This is a genomic window from Thermopolyspora flexuosa, assembly GCF_006716785.1.
In the GTDB taxonomy this organism is placed as follows: Bacteria; Actinomycetota; Actinomycetes; order Streptosporangiales; family Streptosporangiaceae; genus Thermopolyspora; species Thermopolyspora flexuosa.
In genome coordinates, this window is record NZ_VFPQ01000001.1 from 2408301 (window position 1) to 2424782 (window position 16482).

At 72.5% G+C, this 16482-nt stretch carries 14 protein-coding genes; 13 read left to right on the forward strand and 1 reads right to left on the reverse strand.

Features of this window, described 5'->3' with window-relative positions:
* Positions 1-22: 22 nt before the first annotated feature.
* The 12 genes from FHX40_RS10110 (at position 23) to hisG (ending at position 13791) form a co-directional block, all read left to right on the forward strand.
* Positions 23-1282, forward strand: coding sequence for a cysteine desulfurase (locus FHX40_RS10110; RefSeq protein WP_142259365.1), 1260 nt, complete (start codon positions 23-25; stop codon positions 1280-1282).
* Positions 1283-1729 carry a Fe-S cluster assembly sulfur transfer protein SufU gene (sufU, locus tag FHX40_RS10115; protein ID WP_142259366.1) on the forward strand — a complete coding sequence of 149 codons (447 nt, stop codon included), beginning with the start codon at positions 1283-1285 and terminating at the stop codon, positions 1727-1729.
* Positions 1726-2115 carry a metal-sulfur cluster assembly factor gene (locus FHX40_RS10120; protein ID WP_142259367.1) on the forward strand — a complete coding sequence of 130 codons (390 nt, stop codon included), beginning with the start codon at positions 1726-1728 and terminating at the stop codon, positions 2113-2115. Before sufU ends, FHX40_RS10120 begins: the two co-directional genes overlap by 4 nt.
* A 634-nt stretch (positions 2116-2749) precedes the next feature.
* A complete protein-coding gene (locus FHX40_RS10125) occupies positions 2750-4516 on the forward strand; it encodes an ABC transporter substrate-binding protein (protein WP_142259368.1) in 1767 nt (588 codons plus the stop codon).
* A gap of 100 nt (positions 4517-4616) precedes the next feature.
* Positions 4617-5609, forward strand: a complete 993-nt coding sequence (locus FHX40_RS10130; RefSeq protein ID WP_142259369.1) for an ABC transporter permease — start codon at positions 4617-4619, stop codon at positions 5607-5609.
* Positions 5606-6556, forward strand: a complete 951-nt coding sequence (locus FHX40_RS10135; protein ID WP_142259370.1) for an ABC transporter permease — start codon at positions 5606-5608, stop codon at positions 6554-6556. Before FHX40_RS10130 ends, FHX40_RS10135 begins: the two co-directional genes overlap by 4 nt.
* Positions 6556-7503, forward strand: coding sequence for an ABC transporter ATP-binding protein (locus FHX40_RS10140; protein ID WP_142259371.1), 948 nt, complete (start codon positions 6556-6558; stop codon positions 7501-7503). The genes FHX40_RS10135 and FHX40_RS10140 overlap by 1 nt, the downstream gene beginning before the upstream one ends.
* Positions 7504-7506: 3 nt before the next feature.
* On the forward strand, positions 7507-8472 hold the full coding sequence (locus FHX40_RS10145) for an ABC transporter ATP-binding protein (RefSeq protein ID WP_142259372.1): 966 nt from the start codon (positions 7507-7509) through the stop codon (positions 8470-8472).
* 130 nt (positions 8473-8602) lie between these two features.
* The gene (locus FHX40_RS10150; protein ID WP_142259373.1) at positions 8603-9613 is read left to right on the forward strand and encodes a LacI family DNA-binding transcriptional regulator; all 1011 of its coding nucleotides are present in this window, start codon (positions 8603-8605) and stop codon (positions 9611-9613) included.
* A 335-nt stretch (positions 9614-9948) separates the two neighbouring features.
* Positions 9949-12393, forward strand: a complete 2445-nt coding sequence (locus tag FHX40_RS10155; protein WP_142259374.1) for a glycoside hydrolase family 2 protein — start codon at positions 9949-9951, stop codon at positions 12391-12393.
* 195 nt (positions 12394-12588) lie between these two features.
* On the forward strand, positions 12589-12852 hold the full coding sequence (locus FHX40_RS10160; protein WP_142259375.1) for a phosphoribosyl-ATP diphosphatase: 264 nt from the start codon (positions 12589-12591) through the stop codon (positions 12850-12852).
* Positions 12853-12945: 93 nt separating this feature from the next.
* Positions 12946-13791: an ATP phosphoribosyltransferase gene (gene hisG, locus FHX40_RS10165; RefSeq protein WP_142259376.1), complete on the forward strand. Its 846-nt coding sequence runs from the start codon at positions 12946-12948 to the stop codon at positions 13789-13791.
* On the opposite strand, the gene FHX40_RS10170 is transcribed toward hisG, so the two are convergent.
* Positions 13763-15094, reverse strand: coding sequence for an EAL domain-containing protein (locus FHX40_RS10170; protein ID WP_244941589.1), 1332 nt, complete (start codon positions 15092-15094; stop codon positions 13763-13765). The genes hisG and FHX40_RS10170 overlap by 29 nt on opposite strands.
* A gap of 533 nt (positions 15095-15627) precedes the next feature.
* Between FHX40_RS10170 and FHX40_RS10175 the strand changes: the two genes are divergently transcribed.
* Positions 15628-16395, forward strand: a complete 768-nt coding sequence (locus FHX40_RS10175) for an acVLRF1 family peptidyl-tRNA hydrolase (RefSeq protein ID WP_142259377.1) — start codon at positions 15628-15630, stop codon at positions 16393-16395.
* The last annotated feature ends 87 nt before the right edge of the window (positions 16396-16482 follow it).

The window sequence follows — 16482 nt, forward strand, 5'->3', positions numbered from 1 at the left end:
CGACGGAGATGACGAGGCGGCGATGAGCACAACCTTCGACGTGGAGAGGATCCGCAAGGACTTCCCCATCCTCTCGCGCGAGCTGCCCGGCGGACGGCCGCTGATCTACCTGGACTCCGGCAACTCCTCGCAGAAGCCGGTCCAGGTGATCGAGGCGATGCGCGAGCACATGGCGGCCCACTACGGCAACGTGGGCCGCGCCCTCCACGTGCTCGGCAGCGAGTCCACCGAGGCGTACGAGGGTGCCCGGGACAAGGTGGCCGCGTTCATCGGCGCGCCGAGCCGCGACGAGGTCGTGTTCACCAAGAACGCCTCCGAGGCGCTCAACCTCGTCGCGTACTGTTTCGGCAACCCGGTCTGCACCGACGAGCGGTTCGCCATGGGCCCCGGCGACGAGATCGTCATCACCGAGATGGAGCACCACAGCAACATCGTGCCGTGGCAGCTCCTCGCCCAGCGCACCGGCGCCACGCTGCGCTGGTTCCCGGTGACCGACGACGGCCGGCTCGACCTGTCCGGCCTCGACGAGATCGTCACCGAGCGCACCAAGATCGTGTCGATCGTGCACCAGTCGAACGTGCTGGGCACGGTCAACCCGGTCGCCCCGGTGCTCGCCCGGGCCCGCGAGGTCGGCGCGCTCATGATGCTCGACGCCTCGCAGTCGGTGCCGCACCAGAAGGTGGACGTGGCCGCGCTCGGCGTGGACTTCGTCGCGTTCACCGGCCACAAGATGGTCGGCCCGTCCGGCATCGGCGTGCTGTGGGGGCGGCGTGAGCTGCTGGAGGCGATGCCGCCGTTCCTCGGCGGCGGCGAGATGATCGAGGCGGTCTGGATGGACCGCTCGACCTACGCGCCGGTGCCGCACAAGTTCGAGGCCGGCACCCCGCCGATCGTGGAGGCGGTCGGGCTCGGCGCCGCCGTCGACTACCTCACCGCCGTCGGCATGGACGCGATCCGCGAGCACGAGCTCGAGCTCACCGCCTACGCGCTCGGCGCGCTCAAGGAGATCGACGGCCTGCGCCTCATCGGTCCGTCCGACCTGGCCGACCGCGGGGGTACCATCTCCTTCACGCTGCCCGACATCCACCCGCACGACGTGGGGCAGATCCTCGACGACGTGTTCGGCATCGCGGTGCGGGTCGGGCACCACTGCGCCCGGCCGCTGCACCTGCGGTTCGGAATACCCGCCACCACGCGGGTGTCGTTGTACCTGTACAACACCACGGCCGAGATCGACGCCCTGGTCCGCGGCCTTCACCACGTCAAGAAAGTCTTCGGATAGATGATCGCCGAGTCGCTCTACCAGGAGCTGATCCTGGAGCACTACAAGCACCCGCAGGGGAGAGGCCTGCGCGAGCCGTACGACGCCGAGGTCCACCACGTGAACCCGACCTGTGGTGACGAGATCACCATGCGGGTCAAGCTGAAGGAGGGCGCGGACGGCGGCCGGCACGTGGCGGACGTCTCCTACGAGGGCCAGGGCTGTTCGATCAGCCAGGCCGCGGCCTCGGTGCTGTACGAGCTCACCGTCGGCTCGCGGGTGGAGGACACGCTGTCGGTCGTGGACGAGTTCACCCGGCTCATGCACGGCCGGGGACAGGTGGAGCCGGACGAGGCCGTGCTCGGGGACGCGGTGGCGTTCGCGGGGGTGGCCAAGTACCCGGCGCGGGTCAAGTGCGCCCTGCTCGCCTGGATGGCCTACAAGGACGCGGTGGTGAGAAGCTCGTGAGCAAGCCAGTGGAAACCCCGGTCGGCGGCAACGCCGCGCAGGACGGCTCCGGCGGGGGCGGCGTCACCGTCGAGCAGGTGCGGGAGGCGCTCAAGGACGTCGTCGACCCGGAGCTCGGCATCAACGTGGTCGACCTCGGCCTGGTCTACGGCATCAACCTCGACCCGGCCGAGCAGGAGGGCGCGCCGCCCGTGGCGACCATCGACATGACGCTCACCAGCGCCGCCTGCCCGCTCACCGACGTGATCGAGGACCAGGCCGCCTCCGCGCTCGCCGACCTCGTCTCCGACGTGCGGATCAACTGGGTGTGGCTGCCCCCGTGGGGTCCCGACAAGATCACCGACGAGGGGCGCGAGCAGCTCCGCATGCTCGGCTTCAACGTCTGACCGGATCCGTCACGGTCCATGCGGCCCCGGTACGGCGCACCCGGCGCGCCGTACCGGGGCCGTCGCCGTTCCGGCCGATGACAGGGTGTGGCGGATACGGCACGTCGCGGTCTGTCAACTGAAATTTTCATCCGGCCGTCCGGCATCGGTCCCGGTCACGCCCGCCCGCCGTGCGGGCGAACCGGCAAAACCGAAGCTAGGAGGCTTGCGCGCGGCGCCGGCGGGACCGCCGTAATTACCCCAGGATAACGTTTCGGCACCTGCCTTCGACCCGGTGTCGCACCGTCTTGACACTGCCGACACGCCAATTTAACGTCGCGGTACTTTATCCGGTTCAGTTCGATGGCCGTCCACGCAGACGGGCGGCGGTGCCGTACGGCGCCATTTCCGTGGAACATCCACGGCCTTGGGGGTCGGGGACGCCTGAAGGGCGCGGAGGCCAGAGCTGAACCGGTTAAGTAACCTGGTTTGCTTGAGCCGCGTTGCCGTTGACAAGGAGGTTGGCAGGAAGGCTCCGGGCCGGAGCCGCGCCGAAATCGGGGGAACGGGGCCTGCCGCCGCGGGGCCGGAACCGCCGGCACGACCCCGCTTAACGCCATCGGAGATCCTCCGCCACGGAGGAAGGAGATCCATGATGCGACGCCATCGGTGGAAGGTTCTCGCAGTTTCCCTCGCCGCCTGCCTGGCCGCCGCGGCGTGTTCGGGAGGGTCGCAGACGCCGTCGGCGCCGACCGGCTCCGCGCCCGCCTCCCAGCCCGCGGCCGGCGGTGGCGCGAGCGGCGCGTTCCCGCGTCACGAGACGCTGTACACGAGCGGCACCCAGTGGGGTCCCCCGTCGAACTGGAACCCCATCCGCGAGTGGGACTTCGCCACCGGCACCAAGGGCCTGGTCTACGAGACGCTGTTCCTCTACGACCCGAACAACGACCAGTTCGTGCCCTGGCTCGCCGAGAGCGGCACCTGGGTGGAGGACAAGGTCTACGAGCTGAAGCTGCGCCAGGGCGTCACCTGGGCGGACGGCAGGCCGTTCACCGCCGACGACGTGGTGTTCACGTTCGAGCTCGGCAAGATGGAGACGGTGCCGTACGCCAACCTGTGGACCTTCCTGGAGAAGGCCGAGGCGGTCGACCAGCACACCGTCCGCTTCACCTTCAAGGAGGCCAACTACCAGCAGTGGTCGATCCACCTCTACAGCCGGGCGATGGTGCCCAAGCACATCTGGGAGGGCCGGTCCGAGCAGGAGGTGCTCGAGGGCGCCAACGAGAACCCGATCGGCACCGGGCCGTACCGGTACCACAGCCACGACCAGGACCGCATGGTCTGGGTGAAGCGTGACGGCTGGTGGGCGACGCAGCTGCTCGGCAAGGACGTCAAGCCCAAGTACATCGTCGACATCGTCAACTCCAGCAACGAGGTCGCGATGGGCCTGCTGCTGCAGGGCCAGCTCGACCTGAGCAACAACTTCCTGCCGGGCATCGCCAACCTGGTGCAGAACAAGAACTTCGGGATCACCACCTACTACCCCGAGCCGCCGTACATGCTCTCGGCCAACACCGCCTGGCTGGTGCTCAACACCACCAAGAAGCCGATGGACGACCCGGCGTTCCGCAAGGCGGTCGCGCACTCCATCGACGTCAAGAAGATCGTCGAGGGCGTCTACGGCAACCTGGTGCGGGCGGCGAGCCCGACCGGCCTGCTCCCGCAGTGGGAGAAGTACATCGACCAGAACGTGGTCAACGAGCACGGCTTCTCCTACGACCCGGACAAGGCGAAGAAGCTGCTCGCGGACGCCGGCTACCGGGACCGGGACGGCGACGGCTTCGTCGAGCGGCCCGACGGCGGCAAGATCGACCTGAAGATCATCGTCCCGGCCGGGTGGACCGACTGGATGGAGTCGATCCGGGTGATCTCCGAGGGCGCCAAGGCCGTCGGGATCAACCTCAACCCCGAGTTCCCGGACTTCAACGCGCTCGTCGACGCCCGCTCGGCCGGCAGGTTCGACATGCTCATCAACAACGAGCGGCAGCTGGCCAGCACCCCGTGGCACTACTACGACTACATGTACCAGCTGCCCATCCGTAAGCAGCAGAACACGGTGAACTTCGGCCGCTACGAGGACAAGGAGGCCTGGGAGCTGGTCCGGCGGCTCGACAACAAGAAGACCGACGACCTGGAGGGCATGAAGGAGATCATCTCCAAGCTCCAGGAGCGGCACCTGAAGGAGCTGCCGATCATCCCGCTCTGGTACAACGGCCTGTGGTCCCAGGTGACCAGCGGCGCCTGGAAGAACTGGCCGTCCTCCGCGGCGAACGCGCCCAAGCACGCGCCCACCATGTGGCGTAACTGGCACGAGCTCGGCGCCATCCTCATGCTCACCGAGCTGCAGCCGGCGGGCCGGTGACGGCGGCGGCCGTCCGGCCTCGTGACGACGCCTCCCCGCCGTGCCGCGCGGCGGGGAGGCCCCCGTCCACCGTCCCGCACAGCCATCGGGGAGGAACGTCTTGCGGCGCTACCTGCTGAGAAAACTGCTCGTCTACGGGCTGACCTTCTTCGTCGCCGTCACGGTCAACTGGATGATCCCGCGGTTCATGCCCGGCGACCCGGTGTCGAGCATGATCGCCCGGGCGAGCCTGGCGCAGCCGGAGGCCGTGGAGGCCATGCGGTCGTACTACAACAGCCTCTTCGGCTTCGACCGGCCGATCTTCGAACAGTACGTCAACTTCTGGATCGCGCTGTTCCGCGGCGACCTCGGGATCAGCATCATGCTCTTCCCGACCCCGGTGTGGGACGTGATCGTGCGGGCCGTGCCGTACACGATCGCCCTGCTGCTCCCGGCGATCCTGCTGAGCTGGATCGCGGGCAACTGGTTCGGCGCGTTCGCCGCCCGGCGCAGGTGGCTCGACAACACCATGCTGCCGGTCGGCTACATCCTCACCGCCACGCCCTACATGTGGCTGGCGATCCTGCTGGCCTGGGGGCTCGGCGTGGTCGCCGGGATCCTCCCGGTCGCCGGCGGGTACAGCTTCGAGCTGCAGCCGAGCTGGTCGTTGGAGTTCGTCGCCGACCTGGCGCTGCACTGGTTCCTGCCGTTCGCCTCGCTGTTCATCGTGGCGTTCGGCGGCTGGGCGATCGGCATGCGCAACATGATCATCTACGAGCTGGAGGCGGACTACGCGAACTACCTGGCCGCGCTCGGCGCGCCGGCCAGGCTGATCCGCCGCTACGCCTTCCGCAACGCCATGCTGCCGCAGATCACCGGGCTGGCCCTGCAGCTCGGCACCCTGGTGGCGGGCGCGCTCGTCACCGAGGTCGTCTTCTCCTATCCGGGGCTCGGCCACCTCATCCTCAAGGCGATCCAGAACCAGGACTTCTTCCTGCTCCAGGGCACGTTCCTGTTCATCGTCGTCGGCGTGCTGATCGCCAACTTCCTCATCGACATCGTCTACACCGTGGTGGATCCGCGGACCCGGACGGGACTGGGAGGTGCGGCATGACGACCCCGGACACCGAGCCGTCCGGCACGGCCGGAGCCGCCGGTACGGCTGCCGCGCCGGGTGCGGTGGCCCCGGCCCCGGCGGGCGCGGCGGCGCCGCGCGGCGCGCTCGCGGAGACCCTCTACTTCGCGGTGCGCAACGGCAAGCTGCTGGCCGGGCTCGCGGTGTTCACGCTGCTGCTGCTGACCGCACTGATCGGCCCGCTGCTGCTGGCCGGCGACCCCAACGCCTACGTGGGGCTCGCCGCGCAACCGCCCTCGGGCGAGCACTGGTTCGGCACCACCCACTTCGGCCAGGACGTGTTCGCCCAGTTCGTGCACGGCCTGCGGGCGACGTTCCACGTCGGCGCGCTCGGCGGCGGCATCGCCGCGGTGATCGGCATGGTGGTCGGCTTCACCGCGGGCTACCGGGGCGGGATCGTCGACGAGATCCTCAACGCCCTCACCAACGTGGTGCTCGTGCTGCCGGCGCTCGCCGTACTGCTGGTGATCAACGCCTACCTCGGGGTGCGCAGCCTCACCGTGCAGGCGGTGTTCATCGGGCTCACCTCCTGGCCGTGGGCGGCCCGGGCGATCCGCGCGCAGACGCTCTCGCTGCGCGCCCGCGACTTCACCGACCTCGCCCGGCTCAGCGGGGTGAGCACCTGGAAGATCATCACGCGGGAGATCGCCCCGAACATGAGCTCCTACCTGTTCATGACGTTCATCCTGCTGTTCGGCGGGGCGATCCTCATCGGCGCGTCGCTCGACTTCATCGGCCTCGGCCCCACCCAGGGCATCTCACTCGGCCTCATGCTCAACAACGCCGCCCAGTGGAACGCCCTCCACCTGGGCATGTGGTGGTGGTTCGTGCCGCCCGGCGCCGGCATCACCGCCATCGTCGGCTCGCTGTACGTGATGAACGTGGGCCTCGACGAGGTGTTCAACCCCAAGCTGCGGGAGACCTGATGACGCTCCGCGTGACCGACCTGAAGGTGTACTACAAGACCCTGCGGGGCGAGGTGAAGGCCCTCGACGGCGTCACCTTCGAGATCGGCGACGCCGAGATCCTCGGGCTGGCGGGGGAGTCCGGCTGCGGCAAGTCCACCCTCGGCAAGGCCCTGATCCGGATGGACGGGCGGATGCGGCTGCGCGGCGGCACCGTCGAGCTCGACGGGGAGGAGCTGCCGATCGGCGACGACGCCGCGATGAACCGCTACCGGTACCACCGGATCTCGCTCATCCCGCAGTACTCGATGAGCGCGCTCAACCCCACCCGCCGCATCGGCCGGATGATCCGCGAGCTGGTGGAGTCCCGCGGCGTGCGGTACGCGGACGTGGAGGAGGAGCTGCTGCGCCGGCTGAGGCTCGTCGGGCTCGACCCGGACGTGCTGGGCCGGTACCCGATCGAGCTGTCCGGCGGCATGAAGCAGCGCACCGTCATGGTGATCTCCACGCTGCTCAACCCGTCGCTGCTCATCGCCGACGAGGTCACCTCGGCGCTGGACGTGTCCACCCAGAAGGCGGTGGCCAAGGCGCTGGCCGGGTTCCGGGACCGCGGCTTCGTGAAGAGCATGATCTTCGTCACCCACGACATCTCGCTCACGTACCAGATCGCCGACACGATCATGGTCATGTACGCGGGCAGGCTCGTGGAGAAGGCGAGCGCGTCCGCGATCGTGAGCAAGCCCCGGCACCCGTACACCCAGCTGCTCATCTCCTCGCTGCCCGAGGTCGGCGTGCGGTACGCCGAGCGGCGGCTGTCCGGCATCCCCGGCGGCCCGCCCTCGCTGCTCAACCCGCCCGCCGGCTGCCGCTTCCGGGACCGCTGCCCGAAGGCGTTCGCCAGGTGCGCCGAGGAGCCGCCGGTCACCGAGGTCGCGTCCGGCCACTTCGTGGCCTGCTGGAAGGGGTGAGGGATGCTCCGGCTGGAGAACGTCACCAAGCGGTACGGCGTGGGCGCGTTCGGCGGCACCACGTTCACCGCGGTGCGCGACGTCAGCTTCGAGGTGCCGCCGGGCGAGGTGGTCTCCCTGATCGGGGAGAGCGGCAGCGGCAAGAGCACGATCGGCAAGATGATCCTGCGGCTCATCCCGATCAGCGAGGGCACGATCACGCTCGACGGGACCGACATCCGCACCTTCGCCCGGGGCCGGCGCAAGGAGTACTACCGCCGGGTGCAGGGGGTCTTCCAGGACCCGTTCAGCTGCTACAACCCGGTGTTCAAGGCCGACCGGGTGCTGTCGATGATCAAGGAGGAGTACTTCCCCCGGGTGCCGCGGTCCGAGTGGGACGAGCGGGTGGAGTCCGCGCTCCGCGCGGTGCGGCTCGACCCCGGGGCGGTGCTGGGCCGCTACCCGCACCAGCTCAGCGGCGGCCAGCTGCAGCGGCTGCTGGTGGCGCGGGCGCTGCTGCTCGACATCCGGTACCTCGTCGCCGACGAGATCACCAGCATGCTCGACGCCTCCACCCGGATCGACGTGCTCAACCTGCTCGCCGACCTCAAGGCGCGCGGCCTCGGCGTGCTGTTCATCACCCACGACCTCGCGCTCGGCAACTACATCGCCGCCAGGACCGTGGTGCTGCGGCGCGGCGAGGTGGTGGAGATGGGGGAGACCGAGAAGGTGTTCGCCAACCCGCGCCACCCGTACGCGCGGCACCTGCTCGCCTCGGTGCCGCAGCTGCACGCCCGGTGGAACGGCGAGCAGGACGACGCCTTCACCGGCTGCCCGGTGCACGAGGGCGACGCCGCACAGGACGCGGCGGAGGAGACCGGGCGCCTGGCGGAGGTGGAGCCCGGGCACTTCGTGGCGTGCGCCGGGGCCGAGGGCGGCTGCCCCGTCGCGCTCCGGCGGGCCGGGACGGCGGCCGCCGTGGGGAGGTGACTGCTCTTCCCCGGACAGGGCGGCCCGGCCGCGGGCGGACGCGGCGCGGATCCGCCCGGCCGGGCGGGCGTTAAGCTGGCCGGTGCACGTTCGGGCAGGCCGGGAGGGCCGACTAGACGGTGAGGCTGCGATGAGGCGTCCCACGATCGGTGACATCGCCCGCCGGGCGGGGGTGTCGAAGGGCGCGGTCTCCTACGCGCTCAACGGGCGCCCCGGCGTCTCGGAGGAGACCCGCCGCCGCATCCTGCGGATCGCGGCCGAGATCGGCTGGCAGCCGAGCAGCGCGGCGCGGGCGCTGTCGGACGGCCGCGCCGACGTGCTCGGCCTCGTCGTCGACCGCCCGGCCCGCACCCTCGGCCTCGAGCCGTTCTTCATGCAGCTCATCTCCGGGATCGAGGGCGCGCTGTCGGCCCGGTCCGTCGGCCTGCTGCTGCACATGACCGAGGACCAGCGGGCCGAGATCGACATCTACCGCCGCTGGTGGGCGCAGCGCCGCGTGGACGGGGTGATCCTCGTCGACCTGCGGCTGGAGGACCCGCGGGTGGAGGCGCTGGAGGAGCTGCGCATGCCCGCCGTGGTCATCGGCGGCCCGGACGGGGCGGGCACGCTGCCCGCGGTATGGAGCGACGAGGCCGAGGCGATCCGCTCGGTGGTGCGGTACCTCGCCGCGCTCGGGCACCGCTCGATCGGGCGGGTGGCCGGGCCCGCCACGCTGCGGCACACCGACGTGCGCACCCGGGCGATGGAGAAGCTCGCGGCCGCGATGGGCGTCGAGACGGCTACGGTCAACACCGACTACAGCGGCGAGGAGGGCGCGAACGCCACGCGGTCCCTGCTGTCCAGCTGCTCGCGGCCCACGGCGATCATCTACGACAACGACGTGATGGCGGTCGCCGGGCTCGCGGTCGCCCAGGAGATGGGCATCCCGGTGCCGGACGGCCTGTCCATCGTCGCCTGGGACGACTCGCCGCTGTGCCGCCTGGTCCGCCCCAGCCTGTCGGCGGTGAGCCGGGACATCGCCGCGTACGGCGCGCACGCCGCCGAGTGCCTGCTCGACGTCGTCGCGGGCCGGCGCACCACCGGCATGCAGGACGCCACCCCGGTGCTCGTGCCCCGGGGCAGCACCGCGCCGCCGTCCTGAACCGTCACGTTCCCGGCTCCCCGGCACTTGTCGGCCGTTCGCGAATACGATTACACACCCGGACTTAACCGGTTCAGCAGCCACTTCGGCGCGGCGTTGCAAGGGGATTGAAACTTTACCGGTTAAGTGCTCTCATGGATCGCACGCCCCGAAAACCGGGCCCGGTTCGAGGGCGTCCGCCGAACGTGCGCCGGCGACGGGCGCGCGGTCCGGCGTCCCGCGGAGGGACCGGCCGGCCGGTCACGGCGCGGCGTGGCCACGCCCGCCCGCGGCGCCCCGGACGTGCCCACGATCACGCCGCCCGAATCCACGGCGCCCCGACCCATGGAGAGCCGATGCGCCACCAGCGCCTGCCCCGCACCTGGACCCTTCGCCCGCTCACCGAGGCCCCGGTCGACGGTCCGATACCGGCGACCGTCCCCGGCTGCGTGCACACCGACCTGCTCGCCGCCGGACTCATCCCCGACCCCTACCGCGACGACAACGAGACGCGGCTCGGCTGGATCGGGCGCACCGACTGGGCGTACGAGGCCGTCTTCCACTGGGAGGACACCGGGGAGCGGCGGGTCGACCTCGTCTGCGACGGCCTCGACACGATCGCCGACATCGAGCTGAACGGCGTGCCGGTCGGCTCGGCGCGCAACATGCACCGCCGCTACCGGTTCGACCTCGCCGGTGCGCTGCGGCCCGGGGAGAACCGCATCACGGTGCGGTTCTCCGCCCCGTACGGCTACGCCGAGCACTGGCGTGCCGAGCTGGGCGACCGTCCCGGCGCGTACGACGAGCCGTACCCGTTCATCCGCAAGATGGCCTGCAACTTCGGCTGGGACTGGGGGCCGACCCTGGTGACCAGCGGGATCTGGCGCCCGATCGGCCTGGCGGCCTGGTCGGTCGCCCGCCTCGCCCGGGTGCGCCCGTTCGCCGGCGCCGCCGGGCGCGTCCGGGTGCACGTCGACGTCGAGCGGGAGCCGGGGCGGGACGGGCCGCTCGAGGTGACGGCCGAGGTCGCCGGGGTCGCCGGAACCGCCGTGCTCGGCCCCGGCGAGAGCGCGGCCGTGGTCGAGCTGCGCGTGCCCCGCGCCCGCCCGTGGTGGCCGCGCGGGCACGGCGAGCAGCCCCGTTACGCGCTCACCGTCGCCCTGCGCGCCCCCGGCCCGGGCGCCGGGAGCGATGCCCGGCTCGACGTCTGGCGGGGGCGGATCGGCTTCCGTGACGTGCACCTCGACACCGGCGGCGGCGCGTTCACCCTCGTCGTCAACGACCGGCCGATCTTCGCCCGGGGCGTCAACTGGATCCCCGACGACTGCTTCCCGCACCGGGTGGACCGCGCCCGGTACGCCGAGCGGCTCGGCCAGGCCGCCGGCGCCGGGGCCAACCTCGTGCGGGTGTGGGGCGGCGGCGTCTACGAGAGCGGTGACCTCTACGACGTCTGCGACGAGCTCGGGCTGCTCGTCTGGCAGGACTTCGCGTTCGCCTGCGCCGCCTACCCCGAGGAGGGGCCGTTCACCGCCGAGGTCGAGGCGGAGGCCCGCGACAACGTCGCCCGGCTGGTGCACCACCCGAGCCTGGTGCTGTGGTGCGGCAACAACGAGAACCTCGAGGGGTACCGCGACTGGGGCTGGCGGGAGCGCCTGCAGGGCCGCAGCTGGGGCGCCGGGTTCTACCACGACGTGCTGCCCAAGGTGGTCGCCGAGGTCGACCCGAGCCGGCCGTACTGGCCGGGCACGCCGTACTCGGGCGCGCCCGACCTGCCGCCGAACGACCCGGCGCGCGGCACGATCCACATCTGGGACGTGTGGAACCGGCGCGAGTACGGCCACTACCGCTCCTACCGGCCCCGGTTCGTCGCCGAGTTCGGCTTCCAGGCGCCGCCCGCGTACGCCACGCTGCGCCGGGCGCTCTCCGACGACCCGCTCACCCCGGACTCGCCCGGCATGCGCCACCACCAGAAGGCGATCGACGGCAACGCCAAGCTCGCCGCCGGGCTGCGGCCGTACCTGACGGTTCCGGAGGACTTCGACGACTGGCACTACCTGTGCCAGGTCAACCAGGCGCGCGCGATCCGCCTCGGCGTGGAGCACTTCCGCGCCCAGTGGCCGCGCTGCGCGGGCGCGATCGTCTGGCAGCTCAACGACTGCTGGCCGGTCACCTCCTGGTCGATGGTGGACGGCGACGCGCGGCGCAAGCCCGCCTGGTACGCGCTGCGCCGGGCGTTCGACCCGCGGCTGCTCACCGTCCAGCCGCGCGACACGGGACTCGTGCTCGTCGCGGTGAACGACACCGGCGAGCCGTGGCGCACCCCGGTGCGGGCGGCGCGGTGCGACTTCGGCGGGACGGTGCTCGCCGGGCACGGGCTCGAGCTGGGGGTGCCGCCGCGCGGGACCGCCGAGGTGGCCCTGCCCGCCGCGGTCGCCGATCCGGGCGACGCGCGCCGCGAGCTGCTCGCGGTGACCGCGGGCGACCGCCGCTGCCTGTGGTTCTTCGCCCCCGACAAGGACCTCGAGCTGCCCGCCCCGGACTTCGCGGCCGTCGCCGAGCCGGTGCCGGACGGCGCCAGGGTCACCGTGACCGCCCGCGGCCTCCTCGTCGACCTCGCGCTCTTCCCCGACCGGCTCGACCCGGCCGCCGAGGTCGACGAGCAGCTCGTCACGCTGCTGCCGGGCGAGAGCGTCACGTTCCTGGTGCGCTCGCCCGCGCCCCTCGACCCCGAGGCCCTCGTGGCGCGGCCCGTGCTGCGCTGCGTCAACGACGTGCTCGCACCCGGCGGGCCGCCGCGGTGACCGTGGCGGCCGGACGGGCGGCCCGGGCCCGCGGTCCCGTCCGGGGCGCCGGGTGAGCGCGGCGGCGCCCGGCGGGAAGCCCGCCGGGGTGCCACCGGCGGGCGCGACACACCGCCCCGGGGACGGGACCGCGGACTCATCGCGGGCCCGGGCGCACTATCCTGGTTGGGCACATCTGCCGAACCGAGAGAGACGATGAAGACCTTCGAGGAGCTGTTCGCCGAGCTGTCGGAGAAGGCGCGTACCCGGCCCGAGGGGTCGGGCACCGTGGCCCTGCTGGACGCCGGCGTCCATGCCATCGGCAAGAAGGTCGTCGAGGAGGCCGCCGAGGCCTGGATGGCGGCCGAGTACGAGTCGGCCGACCGCGCCGCCGAGGAGATCTCGCAGCTCCTCTACCACGCGCAGGTGCTGATGCTGGCGCGCGGCATCGGTCTCGACGAGGTCTACAAGCATCTCTAGGCCGGGCGCGCGAGCCGGGCCCGGCCCGGCCCCCGTCCGGCCTGCCGACGCCGTCCGACCTCGTCCGTACCGACCTGCTGGAGACCTGCCGCCATGCTGCGTATCGCCGTACCGAACAAGGGGGCCCTGACCGAGGGGGCGCAGACGATCCTCGCCGAGGCCGGCTACCGCCGCCGCAAGGACAGCAAGGAGCTCGTGGTCGTCGACCCGGAGAACTCCTGTGAGCTGTTCTTCCTGCGCCCGCGGGACATCGCCGTGTACGTCGGGGAGGGCACCCTGGACGCCGGGATCACCGGCCGGGACATGCTCTACGACTCCGGCGCGCCCGCCGAGGAGGTGATCCCGCTCGGGTTCGGGCGGTCCACCTTCCGGTTCGCCGCGCCCCCCGGGGCGTTCAAGAGCGTGCACGACCTGCAGGGACAGCGGATCGCCACCTCGTACGCCGGGCTGCTCGGCAAGTACCTCGCGGACCAGGGCGTGGAGGCCCGGGTGATCAAGCTGGACGGCGCGGTGGAGACCGCGATCCGGCTCGGCGTGGCGGACGCGGTCGCCGACGTGGTGGAGACCGGCGCGACGCTGCGCAACGTCGGCCTGGAGGTGTTCGGCGAGCCGATCGCCGAGTCCGAGGCGGTCCTCATCAAGCGGGCCGGGGCGGCCGAGGACAACGGCTTCCGCCAGCTCATCCGGCGCCTGCAGGGCGTGATCGTCGCCCGCGACTACGTGATGATCGACTACGACATCCGGGTGGAGCGCATCGACGAGGCGATCGCGATCACGCCCGGCATGGAGGGGCCCACGGTCTCGCCGCTGCACCGCGAGGGCTGGGTCGCGGTCCGCGCCATGATCCCGCGCAAGGGCCACCAGCAGGTCATGGACGAGCTGTGGGAGATCGGCGCCCGGGCGATCCTCATCACCGACATCTACGCCTGCCGGCTCTGACCGGGCGCCTGCCGGCCCTGGTCAGGGGCCGGACAACGGAATCTACTTTTGTAAAGGGCGTGGCCGGGCGCGCCGCGGCCCCGGCGTCCGCGACGTACCGGATGAGGTCGCTGACGTGCACCACGCCCATGCAGCGGCCGACCTCGTCGACGACCACGAGGTCGTCGTAGACCCGGCCGTCGTCCCGCCCGGCCACGTGCATCGCGGTGAGCACCGGCGTGGTCCGGGGCACGACCCGGGGCGGATCGGCGAGCCGTACCGCGGGCTTCCTGGCGTACAGGGCGTGCCCGAACCGGGTCGCGATGGTGAGCAGGAAGCGGCCGCGGTCGACGGTGGCGCGGGGACGCTGGTACTCGTCGACGAGCACGACCCCGGTGATCGACGGCTCGGTGCCGAGCGCGTCGACGACCTCCTCCGCCGTCACGTCCTCGGGCAGGGTCACCGCGGGCATGAGGAACTCCTGCACCCGCGGCCCGAGATCGACGGCGGCGGGCGGCTCCTCGGGCAGCGGGAGCGGCACCCGCGGCCTGCCGTGCGCGGGACGCCAGCCGGGCGGGGCGAGCAGCGGCCCCTGGGCGAGCCGTACGCCCCACCTGCGCAGGGCGGCGAGCTGCGCCTCCTCGCGCACGGCCGGCGCGACCAGGTGCGCGCCCACGCTGCGCGCGGTGGCGCCGAGCGCCTCCACCAGGCCGCTGCGCCGGTGGTCGTGCGGGATGCGGGTGATCAGGTCGGGGGAGAGCACGAGCACGTACGGCGAGGCGTCGGCGATCAGGTCGAGCGGCACGCCGGAGGCGCCGAAGTCGCCGAACGCGATCAGGTAGCCGATGGCGCGCAGCCCGTCGACGCCGGTGAGCAGCGCGCGCCGGTCGGTCTCGTCGAACCCGCCGCGGATGACGAGCGTCACCTCGCCGGGCCGCCGCCCGGTGACCCGCAGCGCCTCGTGCAGCGGGGCGAGCGTGGCCGAGCCGCCGATGACCGCGGCGACCGGGATCGAGATCAGCAGCGGGAGCGGGGCCTCGGCGCGGGCCGCGCCGTGCACCGCGTCGACGGTGGCGCTGAGGCCGATGACGGTGACGTCCCCGGCGTCGGCCTCGACGGCGAGCACGCCGCCGGTGTCGAGGTCGACGACGGGCAGGAACGCGACGGAGCGGCGCGGGGAGGTGCCGGAGGCCGGCCTGCGTGACGGCGGCGGGGCGAACTCCGTGGTGCCGGACGCCGGGCGGGTGGCGGGCGCCGGGGTGCCGCCGTGGCCCGCGGCCCGCCACGCGGGCAGCGGAGGCGGCGGTACGGCGGGCGGCGGCACGGTGGGCGGACCCGAGGGCGCCGTGGCCGGGCCGGGGGAGGGAGGCCGCGGAGGCGCGCCGGGTGGCGCGGGCGCGGCCGGGGACGGCGGTACCGGGGCAGGCGTGGCCGCAGCGCCGGACGCGGTCGGGGCGTCCGCGGGCGGGGCGGAGAGCGGAGGAACGGGCGCCTGCGGGTGCGCGGGCGCGGCGTGGCGCGCCGGATCGGAGGCGGCGGAGGAAGTCATCGGCCTGTGACCTGGTCGGTGGGCTGGGGGAGAGCGGGCAATGTACCGACTGGCCCTGATTTTGCCGATCTGTGAACCGGTTTCCCGGTGCCGCATGAAGAATTCACGGACTGTTCGGAGACCCGCTCTCTTTCGTTTCCGCCGCGCCGTCCGGGCCGGTGTCCTCGCAGGTCGGCGACGTTCGGGCGGGACCTGCGGATACGTGCCGCGCGCCGCCGGGAGCGGGCCGGCGGGCCGCGCATCGGCCGTTCACCCGGGCACCGGGGGAGCGGACACGCGGCGTCGGCGGTCCGGCTAGCGTGATGGTCATGACCATGCGTCCGGCGGCCGGGGGAGGCCGGTGGGTGGAGGTGGCCCCGGCCCGGCTGCGTCGCTGGCTGGACGGCTTCGCGCGGCGCCACGGCAGGCCCGAGGTCACCGCCGTCGGCGGGGGCACGATCGAGATGCTACGGCTCACCGCGCCCGACGGCGCCGTCGCCGAATGCCACGTCCCGTTCCCACCCCTCGAACCCGCGCCGGAGGATGCCGGCGCGGCCGCCCCCGGAGCCGGCCACGCGCCTGCCGCACCCGGCGACGCCCCGGCGAGCCCGCCCCCGGCGGACGCGGGGCCCGGTGGCCCGGATCTCGTCGAGCGGCTGATCGCGCACGCCAACCGGCCCCGCCGGGTGGGCGTGCTCCTGGTACGGCTCGGCGGCTTCGCCGCGGGCGTCTTCGACGGCGAGCGGCTCGTGGCCTCGAAGGTGGGCGCCCGGCACGTGCAGGGCCGTACCGCCGCCGGTGGCTGGTCGCAGCAGCGGTTCGCCCGGCGCCGGGAGAAGCAGGCGAACGAGGCGCTGCGCGCGGCGGCCGACGTGGCCGCGCGGGTGCTCGCGCCCCGCCTGGCGGAGCTGCACGCCGTCGTGCTCGGCGGCGACCGGCGCGCGGTCGACGCGCTGCGCGGCGACCCGCGCCTCGCGGGCGTGTTCGCGCTCGCGGCCCCGCCGTTCCTCACCGTCCCCGACCCCAAGCTCGCCGTGCTGGAGTCCACCCCGGCGCTGTTCCGGGCGGTGCGCATCCGGGTGCTGGACCCGGACTGACCTGCGGTCACGGCCCCACGGCCGTCGGTGACGCGGGCCGTCGTCCCCGCCGCCGGAGTGAAACAGATCACCTGATTATCCTAAAAA

Bases quoted from the DNA above. Each gene is read 5' to 3' on its own strand.
- FHX40_RS10160 (WP_142259375.1), top strand. From the start codon at position 12,589: ATGAAGACCTTCGAGGAGCTGTTCGCCGAGCTGTCGGAGAAGGCGCGT.
- FHX40_RS10150 (WP_142259373.1), top strand. From the start codon at position 8,603: ATGAGGCGTCCCACGATCGGTGACATCGCCCGCCGGGCGGGGGTGTCG.
- FHX40_RS10155 (WP_142259374.1), top strand. From the start codon at position 9,949: ATGCGCCACCAGCGCCTGCCCCGCACCTGGACCCTTCGCCCGCTCACC.
- FHX40_RS10140 (WP_142259371.1), top strand. From the start codon at position 6,556: ATGACGCTCCGCGTGACCGACCTGAAGGTGTACTACAAGACCCTGCGG.
- FHX40_RS10175 (WP_142259377.1), top strand. From the start codon at position 15,628: ATGACCATGCGTCCGGCGGCCGGGGGAGGCCGGTGGGTGGAGGTGGCC.
- sufU (WP_142259366.1), top strand. From the start codon at position 1,283: ATGATCGCCGAGTCGCTCTACCAGGAGCTGATCCTGGAGCACTACAAG.
- FHX40_RS10125 (WP_142259368.1), top strand. From the start codon at position 2,750: ATGCGACGCCATCGGTGGAAGGTTCTCGCAGTTTCCCTCGCCGCCTGC.
- hisG (WP_142259376.1), top strand. From the start codon at position 12,946: ATGCTGCGTATCGCCGTACCGAACAAGGGGGCCCTGACCGAGGGGGCG.
- FHX40_RS10135 (WP_142259370.1), top strand. From the start codon at position 5,606: ATGACGACCCCGGACACCGAGCCGTCCGGCACGGCCGGAGCCGCCGGT.
- FHX40_RS10110 (WP_142259365.1), top strand. From the start codon at position 23: ATGAGCACAACCTTCGACGTGGAGAGGATCCGCAAGGACTTCCCCATC.
- FHX40_RS10145 (WP_142259372.1), top strand. From the start codon at position 7,507: ATGCTCCGGCTGGAGAACGTCACCAAGCGGTACGGCGTGGGCGCGTTC.